Source organism: Pseudomonas sp. SA195 (assembly GCF_054131565.1).
This window is the reverse complement of the sequence record NZ_CP096392.1, coordinates 3,562,080-3,573,877: the sequence shown is the minus strand read 5'-3', so window position 1 is coordinate 3,573,877 and position 11,798 is coordinate 3,562,080. Positions and strand designations below refer to the sequence as shown.

At 61.4% G+C, this 11,798-nt stretch carries 8 protein-coding genes; 7 read left to right on the top strand and 1 reads right to left on the bottom strand.

The genetic code is table 11. The annotated features are described in order from the left end of the window. Positions 1 to 69 precede the first annotated feature (69 nt). Positions 70 to 1,743 (bottom strand): DNA repair protein RecN, encoded by a 1,674-nt coding sequence (gene recN, locus M1D78_RS16655; RefSeq protein ID WP_437421098.1) that lies wholly within the window; start codon positions 1,741 to 1,743, stop codon positions 70 to 72. A gap of 230 nt (positions 1,744 to 1,973) precedes the next feature. Between recN and grpE the strand changes: the two genes are divergently transcribed. The 7 genes from grpE to greA all read left to right on the top strand — a co-directional run bounded on the left by grpE (position 1,974) and on the right by greA (position 11,788). After that, positions 1,974 to 2,543: a nucleotide exchange factor GrpE gene (gene grpE, locus M1D78_RS16650; RefSeq protein ID WP_437421097.1), complete on the top strand. Its 570-nt coding sequence runs from the start codon at positions 1,974 to 1,976 to the stop codon at positions 2,541 to 2,543. Positions 2,544 to 2,637: 94 nt separating this feature from the next. Next, positions 2,638 to 4,551 (top strand): molecular chaperone DnaK, encoded by a 1,914-nt coding sequence (gene dnaK / locus M1D78_RS16645; protein WP_437421096.1) that lies wholly within the window; start codon positions 2,638 to 2,640, stop codon positions 4,549 to 4,551. Between the two features lie 162 nt (positions 4,552 to 4,713). Beyond that, complete coding sequence (gene dnaJ, locus M1D78_RS16640; protein WP_437421095.1) at positions 4,714 to 5,841, top strand: molecular chaperone DnaJ; 1,128 nt, start codon at positions 4,714 to 4,716, stop codon at positions 5,839 to 5,841. Between the two features lie 83 nt (positions 5,842 to 5,924). After that, on the top strand, positions 5,925 to 6,731 hold the full coding sequence (gene dapB, locus M1D78_RS16635; RefSeq protein ID WP_437421094.1) for a 4-hydroxy-tetrahydrodipicolinate reductase: 807 nt from the start codon (positions 5,925 to 5,927) through the stop codon (positions 6,729 to 6,731). Between the two features lie 180 nt (positions 6,732 to 6,911). Next, positions 6,912 to 8,060 (top strand): glutamine-hydrolyzing carbamoyl-phosphate synthase small subunit, encoded by a 1,149-nt coding sequence (gene carA, locus M1D78_RS16630; RefSeq protein ID WP_437421093.1) that lies wholly within the window; start codon positions 6,912 to 6,914, stop codon positions 8,058 to 8,060. A 30-nt stretch (positions 8,061 to 8,090) separates the two neighbouring features. Continuing rightward, the gene (gene carB / locus M1D78_RS16625) at positions 8,091 to 11,312 is read left to right on the top strand and encodes a carbamoyl-phosphate synthase large subunit (protein WP_437421092.1); all 3,222 of its coding nucleotides are present in this window, start codon (positions 8,091 to 8,093) and stop codon (positions 11,310 to 11,312) included. Continuing rightward, the gene (gene greA, locus M1D78_RS16620; RefSeq protein ID WP_437421091.1) at positions 11,309 to 11,788 is read left to right on the top strand and encodes a transcription elongation factor GreA; all 480 of its coding nucleotides are present in this window, start codon (positions 11,309 to 11,311) and stop codon (positions 11,786 to 11,788) included. The genes carB and greA overlap by 4 nt, the downstream gene beginning before the upstream one ends. Positions 11,789 to 11,798 lie beyond the last annotated feature (10 nt).

Below are 11,798 nucleotides of genomic sequence, written 5' to 3'. Positions count from 1 at the left end.
CGGTAGGCCCTCGGTCTATGAGAACGCGTGCTTGTTCGGCTAACCCTCTGTCCGCGTCTGGATGTTGGCTTACGCCTGGGCAGAGCCGATCATCTGCCGCGCATGGGCTAGGGCCTGTTCGGTCAGGTCGACGCCGCCGAGCATGCGCGCGATTTCCTCCACCCGCTCACTGCCTTCCAGTGCCGCTACCGCCGTGTGGGTTTCATCGCGGCCGCGCGCCTTGTGCACGAAGAGGTGATGATGCCCTTGGGCGGCAACCTGAGGCAGATGGGTGACGGTCAGCACCTGGCCACGCTCGCCGAGCCTACGCAGCAGTTGCCCGACCACTTCCGCGGTAGGTCCACCGATTCCGACGTCCACTTCATCGAAGACCAGCGTGGGGATGCGAGACGTCTGAGCGGTGATGACTTGGATCGCCAGGCTGATCCGAGATAGTTCACCGCCCGAGGCGACTTTCGCCAATGGCCGCAGTGGTTGTCCGGGGTTGGCGCTGACGAGGAATTCAACCTGCTCCATGCCGTGCGGCACGGGGTCGCCATCAGCCATAGGTTTAAGGGTGACGCTGAAACGGCCGCCGGGCATGCCCAGGCGCTGGATCTCGCTTTCGACGGCTCTGCCGAGCGATTCGGCTGCCTGCTGCCGCGCCTCGCTGAGCGCCTGTGCTTTCTCGCTGTAATGACGAGCATAAGCGGCCAATTCCTCGGCAAGCTGTTCCACCGCATCGTCGTCCGCATTAAGGCTTTCCAGTTCCTCCAGCAAACGCTGCTGCAGCGTGGGCAAGTCTGCTGGTTGGACGCGATGCTTGCGTGCAAGGGTGTAGATGCTGTCCAGGCGCTCTTCGAGCCATTGCTGGCGCTGCGGGTCGGAGTCGAAGTGATCGAGGAAACGGTTTAGCTCCCCGACGGCTTCTTCGACCTGGATTTGCGCGCTGGAGAGCAAGTTAACCGCTTCGCCGAGTGCGCCGGGCTGATGTTGAAACGCCGTCAAACGGTTGAGGCTGGCCGTTAACGCCGAGAGCACATTACCCGCGTCGCTTTCGCTGCACATGTCCAGCACCTGGCGACAGGCGCCGAGCAGTTGCTCGGCATTGGCGAGGTTTTTGTGCTCCTGTTCGAGCTGCTCCAGCTCATCCTCACCGAGGGCCAGGGTTTCCAACTCTTCGAGTTGATAGCTGAGCAGCTGGTGCCGTGCTCGCTGTTCGTCACTGCTATCACTCAATCGTTCCAGACTCTGGCGTGTCTGCCGCCAGCGCTGCGCGGCCAACTGCACCTGTCGAGCCAGTTCCTGGCTGCCGCTGTATTCGTCGAGCAAGCGCCGGTGGGTATCGAGCTTGAGCAGTGATTGATGCTCATGCTGGCTATGGATGTCTATGAGCAGCTCCCCCAGCGCCTTCAGGTCACCTTGCGGACAGGGGGTGCCATTGATGTAGCCGCGCGAGCGACCTTCGGCAGTGATCACTCGACGCAGGATGCATGGGCCGTCGTTGTCGAGGTCGCGCTCGGCCAGCCAGGCGCGGGCGTCGGGGATGTCGTCCAGGTCGAAGCTGGCGAGGATGTCGGCCTTGTCCGCGCCGATGCGTACCACGCTGCTGTCAGCGCGGTCGCCCAATGTAAGGCCGAGCGCGTCTAGCATGATCGACTTGCCGGCACCGGTTTCGCCGCTGATGACGCTCATGCCGCGTTTCAGCTCGAGATCCAGGTGTTCGACAATGGCGTAATTGTGGACGGACAGATGAACCAGCATGACGGGCTCCCGGTTTGGCGTGGCTGGCTATTTATACAGTGGTTCGGCTGGCCGCTACAAGCTGGCCTTCCCAGTGGCCTGTAAATAAATCAAGCGGGTCGGGTAGGAGTGATTCGTCGAACCCTACGACGCGCTGGAGTACTTATTCGCCCTTGAAGCCTGAGTCATCGTCCCCATATAGCGGCACAAGCGCGGGCGACGCCCGCTGATGTCTCGATGAGGAGGACCGCATGGCCGACGAGCAGAACCTGGACAACCAGATCCCGGAAGAGAACGAGCAAGAGCAGGCCGAGGTGGCTGAAGACCTGGCTGCTCGAGTGCAGTCGCTTGAAGAGCAGTTAGCGGCGGCGCAGGACCAGTCTTTGCGTGTCGCGGCCGAGCTGCAAAATATCCGTCGCCGCGCAGAGCAAGACGTCGAAAAGGCCCACAAGTTTGCCTTGGAGAAGTTTGCCGGTGACCTGCTGGCCGTCGCCGACAGCCTGGAGCGTGGGCTTGAGCTGTCGAATCCGGATGACGATGCCGTCAAGCCGATGCGCGAAGGCGTCGAGCTGACCCTCAAGCTGCTGCTCGACACCCTGGCTCGTCACCATCTGGAGCCGGTCAACCCCCAAGGCGAGCCGTTCAATCCCGAGCATCACCAGGCGATGGCAATGGAAGAGAGCACTCACGCCGAGCCTGGCAGCGTGCTCAAGGTGTTCCAGAAGGGCTACCTGCTCAACGGGCGTCTGCTGCGGCCAGCGATGGTCGTGGTGAGCAAGGCGCCAGCGCAAACCCCGCCTTCGATCGACGAGAAGGCTTGAATTTCGGCGACAGACCCCCATCTGGTAGCCAAGCGTTTTTGTTACCCGCAGCCGGTGAACAGGCGCGGACCAATCAAAAGTTCGGAGAGAAACAATGGGCAAGATCATCGGTATCGACTTGGGAACGACCAACTCCTGCGTCTCCATTCTGGAAAACGGCAAGGCCAAGGTCATCGAGAACGCCGAAGGCGGCCGCACGACCCCGTCGATCATCGCGTACGCCAGCGATGGTGAGACCTTGGTCGGCCAGTCCGCCAAGCGTCAGGCGGTAACCAATCCGCAGAACACCCTTTATGCGGTTAAGCGCCTCATCGGCCGCCGTTTCGAAGAAGATGTCGTCCAGAAGGACATCAAGATGGTGCCCTACAGCATCGTCAAAGCCGATAACGGTGACGCCTGGGTGGAAGTGAAGGGTCAGAAGATGGCCCCGCCGCAGATCAGTGCCGAAGTGCTGAAGAAGATGAAGAAAACCGCCGAAGACTATCTCGGCGAGCCTGTGACCGAGGCGGTGATTACGGTTCCGGCCTACTTCAATGACAGCCAGCGCCAGGCTACCAAGGATGCGGGCCGCATTGCCGGGCTGGAAGTCAAGCGCATCATCAATGAGCCGACCGCAGCCGCACTGGCCTATGGCATGGATAAGGCCAAGGGCGATCACACCGTGATCGTCTATGACCTGGGCGGCGGTACGTTCGACGTATCGGTCATCGAGATCGCCGAAGTGGACGGCGAGCACCAGTTCGAAGTGTTGGCCACCAATGGCGACACCTTCCTCGGTGGTGAGGACTTCGACATTCGCCTGATCGACTACCTCGTCGACGAGTTCAAGAAAGAGTCCGGCATGAACCTCAAGGGCGACCCGCTGGCTATGCAGCGCCTGAAAGAGGCGGCCGAGAAGGCGAAGATCGAGCTGTCCTCCAGTCAGCAGACCGATGTCAACCTGCCATATATCACGGCCGACGCGACCGGTCCGAAGCACCTGAACGTGAAGATTTCTCGTGCCAAGCTCGAGGCGCTGGTTGAGGACCTGGTGCAGCGCACCATCGAGCCGTGCCGTCTGGCCATGAAAGATGCCGGCATCGACGCCTCCAAGATCGACGACGTCATCCTGGTCGGTGGCCAGACTCGCATGCCGCTGGTGCAGCAGAAGGTGGCCGAATTCTTCGGCAAGGAAGCGCGCAAGGACGTCAACCCGGACGAAGCTGTTGCCATGGGTGCCGCCATTCAGGGTGCCGTTCTGGCGGGCGACGTCAAGGACGTACTGCTGCTCGACGTATCCCCGCTGACCCTGGGTATCGAAACCATGGGTGGCGTGATGACCGCGCTGATCGAAAAGAACACCACTATCCCGACCAAGAAGTCGCAAGTGTTCTCCACGGCAGACGACAACCAGAGCGCCGTGACCATTCACGTGCTGCAAGGCGAGCGCAAGCAGGCGGCGCAGAACAAGTCGCTGGGTCGTTTCGACCTGGCCGAGATTCCGCCGGCGCCGCGTGGCGTGCCGCAGATCGAGGTTACCTTCGACATCGACGCCAACGGCATCCTGCACGTGTCGGCGAAGGACAAGGCGACCGGTAAGCATCAGTCCATCGTGATCAAGGCCAACTCCGGTCTGTCCGAGGAGGAAATCGAGCAGATGGTGCGTGACGCCGAGGCCAACGCCGAGGAAGACCGTAAGTTCGAGGAACTGGTCACCGTGCGCAACCAGGGCGATCAGCTGGTCCATGCGACCCGCAAGATGCTGACCGAGGCCGGCGACAAGGCGTCCGAGGAAGACAAGGCCACCATCGAGAAGGCCATCGGCGAACTGGAAGTTGCGATCAAAGGCGACGACAAAGCCGAGATCGAGGCGAAGATCGCTGCGGTCTCCCAGGCGTCCACGCCTTTGGCGCAGAAGATGTACGCCGAGCAGCCGCAGGGCGGCGAAGGCGAGCAGGCCGGCAACAACGGTCAGGCCGGCGACGATGTCGTCGACGCTGAGTTCGAAGAGGTCAAGGACAACAAGTAAGCTGCGGCTTGTGTCCCCCTTGAGCGGGGGCATGGCGGCGTCCGTCGACGATGCCGCCTTTCGCTCCAGCCCGTCTCGTTCGAAGCGGGCCTGATCGCCGCGCGGGGGCTTGCTCCCGCGTCGGCGTGTCTGGAGGGTACGAATTGAAGGTTCAGGATATCTATGGCCAAACGTGATTATTACGAAGTGCTGGGCGTCGAGCGTGGCGCCAGCGAGGCGGAGCTGAAGAAGGCTTATCGTCGTCTCGCGATGAAGCACCATCCGGACCGTAATCCCGGAGACAAAGCCGCTGAAGAAGCGTTCAAGGAGGCCAACGAGGCTTACGAAGTGCTGTCCGATGCGAGCAAGCGTCAGGCCTACGACCAATACGGTCATGCCGGCGTCGATCCGCAGATGGGGGCGGGCGCTGGGGCTGCTTATGGCGGGGCGAATTTCTCCGACATCTTCGGTGATGTCTTCAGCGATTTCTTTGCCGGTGGACGTGGCAGTTCCCGTGGCGGCGCCCAGCGTGGCAGCGACCTGCGCTACACCTTGGAGCTCGATCTTGAAGAGGCCGTGCGCGGTACGACGGTAACTATCCGCGTGCCTACGTTGGTCGAGTGCAAGACCTGCGACGGCTCCGGTGCGAAGAAGGGCACCAGCCCAGTGACCTGTACCACCTGCGGCGGCATTGGCCAGGTGCGCATGCAACAGGGCTTTTTCTCTGTACAGCAGACGTGCCCGCGCTGCCATGGCAGCGGCAAGATGATTTCCGACCCTTGCGGCAGTTGCCATGGCCAGGGCCGTGTCGAAGAGCAAAAGACCCTATCGGTCAAGGTGCCGCCGGGTGTCGATACGGGTGACCGCATTCGGCTGACCGGCGAGGGCGAGGCTGGTGCGCAGGGCGGGCCAGCCGGCGACCTCTACGTGGTGGTCAATGTACGCGAGCACCCGATTTTTCAGCGCGACGGCAAACATCTCTTCTGCGAGGTGCCCATTAGCTTCGCTGACGCGGCGCTGGGTGGCGAGCTCGAGGTGCCGACCCTCGACGGTCGCGTCAAGCTGAAGATTCCGGAAGGAACCCAGACCGGCAAACAGTTCCGCCTGCGCGGCAAAGGCGTTGCCCCTGTACGCGGGGGCGCCGCAGGCGACCTGCTCTGTCGCGTTGCGGTGGAGACGCCGGTCAATCTCAGCAAGCGCCAGCGTGAGATGCTCGAAGAGTTCCGTGGGACCCTGCAGGGCGACACCTCTCATTCACCGAAGGCCAGTGGCTGGTTCGAAGGTGTGAAGCGATTTTTCGGCGATGTTTGAGTAGGGAGCTGGATGTCAATCGGCAGCCTGTAGTGCGCCGGAGTGGCTTCCATCTTCCGGCTTCCAGCTTGGAGCGATGAGATATGCGACGTATAGCAGTGACGGGCGCCGCCGGGCGCATGGGCAAGACGCTCGTGGAAGCGGTGCAGCAGACCGGCGGCGCAGCGGGCCTGACGGCGGCGATCGATCGTCCCGACAGCACACTGGTCGGTGCTGATGCCGGCGAGCTTGCTGCCATCGGGCGGCTCGGGGTGCCCCTGATTGGCGACGTAGCGAAAGTTGTCGAAGAGTTCGACGTGCTGATCGACTTCACCCATCCATCGGTCACCCTGAAGAACCTCGAAGTGTGTCGGCGCGCAGGTAAGGCCATGGTGATTGGTACTACCGGGTTCACCGAGGATGAGAAGGAGCGGCTCGCGGTCGCTGCGCAGGACATTCCGATCGTCTTCGCCGCGAATTTCAGCGTCGGCGTCAACCTCTGCCTCAAGTTGCTCGACACGGCGGCGCGTGTCCTGGCTGATGAAGTGGACATCGAGATCATCGAGGCGCATCACCGTCATAAGCTCGATGCACCTTCTGGCACGGCGCTACGCATGGGTGAAGTGGTCGCCGGTGCGCTCGGGCGTGAGTTGCGAGACGTGGCTGTCTACGGGCGGGAGGGTCAAACCGGTGCGCGTGATCGTTCCACCATTGGCTTCGCTACCGTGCGCGCGGGCGATATTGTCGGTGACCACACTGTGCTGTTCGCGGCCGAAGGCGAGCGCGTCGAGATCACACACAAGGCGTCCAGTCGCATGACCTTCGCCAAGGGGGCGGTGCGTGCTGCGCTCTGGCTCGAGCAGCGGCCGGCCGGCTTGTATGACATGCAGGACGTGCTCGGACTGCGCTGAGTGGGCCGCTGGGCGGATTTCGTCTGGACCTGAAAGGGCCGTTTCTGTAAGCTTTCCGTTTTAGTGTGTCCACTAAAAGTTGCGCAGAAATGACTCAAACAAAAAGCGGGATGACCTTCACACGTCATCCCGCTTTTTTACAATCTGCGCCTGCTTCAGCCTAGATCTTAGGGAGGTCTCTTGACTAAGCCAGCTCCTACGCCAGCCATACTGGCCCTTGCCGACGGCAGCATTTTCCGCGGTGAATCCATTGGCGCCGACGGGCAGACCATCGGAGAGGTGGTATTCAATACCGCCATGACCGGCTATCAGGAAATCCTTACCGATCCTTCCTACGCCAAGCAAATCGTCACTCTGACCTACCCGCATGTGGGCAACACCGGTACCACGCCGGAAGATGCCGAGTCATGGAAGGTATGGGCTGCGGGCTTGGTCATTCGTGATCTGCCATTGACCTCAAGCAACTGGCGTGAAAAACAGACACTGCCTGAATATCTGAAAGCCAACGGCACCGTCGCCATTGCCGGTATTGATACCCGCCGCCTGACCCGCATCCTCCGCGAGAAGGGCGCTCAAGACGGCTGCATCCTGGCAGGTCCTGACGCGACCGAAGAAAAGGCGCTGGAGCTTGCGCGCAGCTTCCCGGGTCTCAAGGGCATGGACCTGGCCAAGGAGGTCAGTGTCAAGGATCGCTACGAGTGGCGCTCGACGGTCTGGAACCTGAAGGATGACGGCCACGCCGAAATCCCGGCCAGCGAGCTGCCGTACCATGTCGTCGCCTTCGACTACGGCGTGAAGTACAACATCCTGCGCATGCTGGTTGCGCGCGGCTGCCGCGTCACCGTGCTGCCTGCGCAGACGCCTGCCAGCGAGGCTCTGGCGCTGAATCCTGATGGCATCTTCCTGGCCAACGGCCCTGGCGATCCGGAGCCCTGTGACTACGCCATCAAGGCGATACAGGAGGTCCTGGAAACCGATATTCCAGTGTTCGGCATCTGCCTGGGTCACCAACTGCTGGCCCTTGCATCGGGCGCCAAGACAGTGAAGATGCCGAGCGGCCATCACGGCGCCAACCATCCGGTTCAGGATCTGGATACCGGCGTGGTGATGATTACCAGCCAGAACCACGGTTTCGCCGTGGAAGAGTCCAGTTTGCCGAGCAATCTGCGTGCGACGCACAAGTCGCTGTTCGATGGCACGCTGCAAGGTATCGAGCGCACCGACAAGGTGGCCTTCAGTTTCCAGGGGCACCCTGAGGCGAGTCCCGGCCCACATGACGTGGCGCCGCTGTTCGACCGCTTCATCGATGCCATGGCCAAGCGCCACTAAGCCCGCCGAGCACAGAATTCGAGAGAGACCATGCCAAAACGTACAGATATCAAAAGCATCCTGATCCTTGGCGCCGGCCCGATCGTTATCGGCCAGGCGTGCGAGTTCGATTACTCCGGTGCACAGGCGTGCAAGGCGCTGCGCGAAGAAGGTTTCCGCGTCATTCTGGTGAACTCCAACCCGGCCACCATCATGACCGACCCGGCCATGGCCGACGCGACCTACATCGAGCCGATCAAGTGGGCCACCGTAGCCAAGATCATCGAGAAGGAGCGTCCCGACGCGCTGCTGCCGACCATGGGCGGCCAGACCGCGCTGAACTGCGCGCTGGATCTGGAAAAGCATGGTGTGCTGGAAAAATTCGGCGTCGAGATGATCGGTGCCAATGCCGACACTATCGACAAGGCCGAAGATCGCTCACGCTTCGACAAGGCGATGAAGAACATCGGCCTGGCCTGCCCGGTTTCCGGAATCGCCCACAACATGGACGAAGCCTACGGCGTCCTCGAAAAGGTCGGATTCCCTTGCATCATCCGTCCGTCATTCACCATGGGTGGCACCGGCGGCGGCATTGCCTACAACCGTGAAGAGTTCGAAGAGATCTGCGCGCGCGGCCTCGACCTGTCGCCGACAAGCGAGCTGCTTATCGACGAATCGCTGATCGGCTGGAAGGAATACGAGATGGAGGTGGTCCGCGACAAAAAGGACAACTGCATCATCGTCTGCGCCATCGAGAACTTCGATCCGATGGGTGTCCACACCGGCGACTCCATCACCGTCGCCCCGGCCCAGACCCTGACCGACAAGGAATACCAGATCCTGCGCAACGCCTCGCTGGCGGTGCTGCGTGAGATCGGCGTGGAAACCGGCGGCTCCAACGTGCAGTTCGGTATCTGCCCGAACACGGGCCGCATGGTCGTGATCGAGATGAACCCACGTGTGTCGCGCTCCTCCGCGCTGGCTTCCAAGGCTACCGGCTTCCCGATCGCCAAGATCGCGGCGAAGCTGGCCGTCGGTTATACCCTCGACGAGCTGCAGAACGACATCACCGGCGGTCGCACCCCGGCATCCTTCGAGCCGGCGATCGACTACGTCGTCACCAAAATCCCGCGTTTTGCCTTCGAAAAGTTTCCCAAGGCGGATGCTCGCCTGACCACCCAGATGAAGTCCGTCGGCGAAGTCATGGCCATCGGTCGTACCTTCCAGGAGTCCGTGCAGAAAGCGCTGCGCGGTCTGGAAGTGGGTGTGTCCGGCTTCGATCCGAAGCTCGATCTGGCCGATCCCGAGAGCGAAAGCACGCTCAAGCGCGAGCTGACCGTGCCGGGCGCGGACCGCATCTGGTATGTCGCCGATGCCTTCCGTGCCGGCAAGTCCGTCGCGGAAGTCTTCGACCTGACGCGCATCGATGAGTGGTTCCTGGTGCAGATCGAGGATCTGATCAAGGAAGAAGAGCAGATCAAGACACTGGGTCTGTCCAGCATCGATCGTGACGTGATGTACAAGCTCAAGCGCAAAGGCTTCTCCGACGCGCGCCTGGCCAAGCTGCTCGGCGTGACCGAAAAGAACCTGCGTGCTCATCGGCACAAGCTGAAGGTCCTGCCGGTCTACAAGCGCGTTGACACCTGCGCGGCCGAGTTCGCGACCGATACCGCCTACATGTACTCGACCTACGAGGAAGAGTGCGAGGCCAACCCGTCGAGCCGCGACAAGATCATGATCCTCGGTGGCGGCCCCAACCGCATCGGCCAGGGCATCGAGTTCGACTACTGCTGCGTGCACGCGGCACTGGCGATGCGTGACGACGGTTACGAGACCATCATGGTCAACTGCAACCCGGAAACCGTCTCCACCGACTATGACACCTCGGATCGGCTCTACTTCGAGCCGGTGACCCTGGAAGACGTGCTGGAAATCGTGCGTGTCGAGCAGCCCAAGGGCGTCATCGTGCAGTATGGTGGCCAGACGCCGCTGAAACTGGCGCGTGCGCTTGAAGAAGCGGGCGTGCCGATCATCGGCACCAGCCCGGACGCCATCGACCGTGCCGAGGACCGCGAGCGTTTCCAGCAGATGGTCGAGCGCCTGAATCTGCGCCAACCGCCGAACGCGACTGCACGCAGCGAAGAAGAGGCCCTGGCGGCGTCCAAGGTCATCGGTTATCCGCTGGTGGTGCGTCCGTCCTACGTGTTGGGCGGTCGGGCGATGGAAATCGTCTACCAGGAAGAAGAACTCAAGCGTTACATGCGCGAGGCGGTGAAGGTTTCCAATGACAGTCCTGTGCTGCTGGACCACTTCCTAAACTGTGCCATTGAAGTCGACATCGATGCGGTCTGCGATGGCGAGCACGTGGTGATCGGCGCGATCATGCAGCATATTGAGCAGGCTGGTGTGCATTCCGGTGACTCGGCTTGCTCGCTGCCGCCGTATTCGCTGCCGGCGCACATACAGGACGAGATTCGCGACCAGGTCAAAAAGATGGCCCTGGAGCTTGGTGTCGTCGGCCTGATGAACGTGCAGATGGCAGTGCAGGGCGAGGACATCTTTGTTATCGAAGTGAACCCACGCGCCTCGCGGACCGTACCGTTCGTGTCCAAATGCATTGGTGTTTCGCTGGCGATGATTGCGGCTCGCGTCATGGCCGGCAAAACGTTAGCCGAAGTCGGGTTGACCGAAGAAATTATCCCGAACTTCTACAGCGTCAAGGAAGCGGTGTTCCCGTTCGCCAAGTTCCCGGGTGTCGACCCGATCCTCGGCCCGGAGATGAAGTCCACCGGCGAGGTGATGGGTGTGGGCGACAGCTTTGCCGAGGCGTTCGCCAAGGCACAGTTGGGCGCGAGTGAGATTTTGCCCAACAGCGGTTGCGCCTTTATCAGCGTGCGCGACGACGACAAGCCGGACGTCGCCGACGTTGCGCGCGCCCTTGTCGGCCTTGGCTTCGATGTCGTCGCTACGGCCGGGACCGCGAAGATCATCGAAGCGGCCGGTCTGCCGGTGCGTCGGGTCAATAAGGTGACCGAAGGTCGGCCTCATGTGGTCGACATGATCAAGAACGATGAGGTCACACTGATCATCAATACCACCGAGGGGCGTCAGTCCATCGCTGACTCCTACTCGATCCGTCGAAATGCCCTGCAGCACAAGATCTGCTGCACCACTACGTTGGCTGGTGGTCAGGCGATCTGTGAGGCGCTGAAGTTCGGTCCCGAGAAGACCGTGCGCCGCTTGCAGGATCTCCATGCAGGAATCAACGCATGACAACGAAATTCCCGATGACTGTCCAGGGCGCGCGCGCCCTGGAAGACGAACTCAAACACCTCAAGACCGAGCTGCGGCCTCAGATCACTCAGGCAATCGCGGAAGCGCGGGAGCTGGGTGACCTCAAGGAGAACGCCGAGTATCACGCTGCGCGTGAGCAGCAAGGCATGGTTGAGGCACGCATTCGCGATATCGAGGGCCGCCTGCAGAATGCTCAGGTCATCGATATTGCCAACATCCCACATACCGGCAAGGTGATCTTCGGAACGACGGTAGAAATCGCCAATGTTGAAACCGACGAGAGCGTGACCTACCAGATCGTTGGTGACGATGAAGCCGACATCAAGGCTGGAAAAATATCCGTCAGCTCACCGATTGCTCGTGCGCTGGTGGGCAAGGAAGAGGGCGACGTTGTGGTGGTGAAAACACCAAGTGGCGTAGTCGAGTACGAAATCGTCGAGGTCCGCCATCTCTGACCTTCGCCCT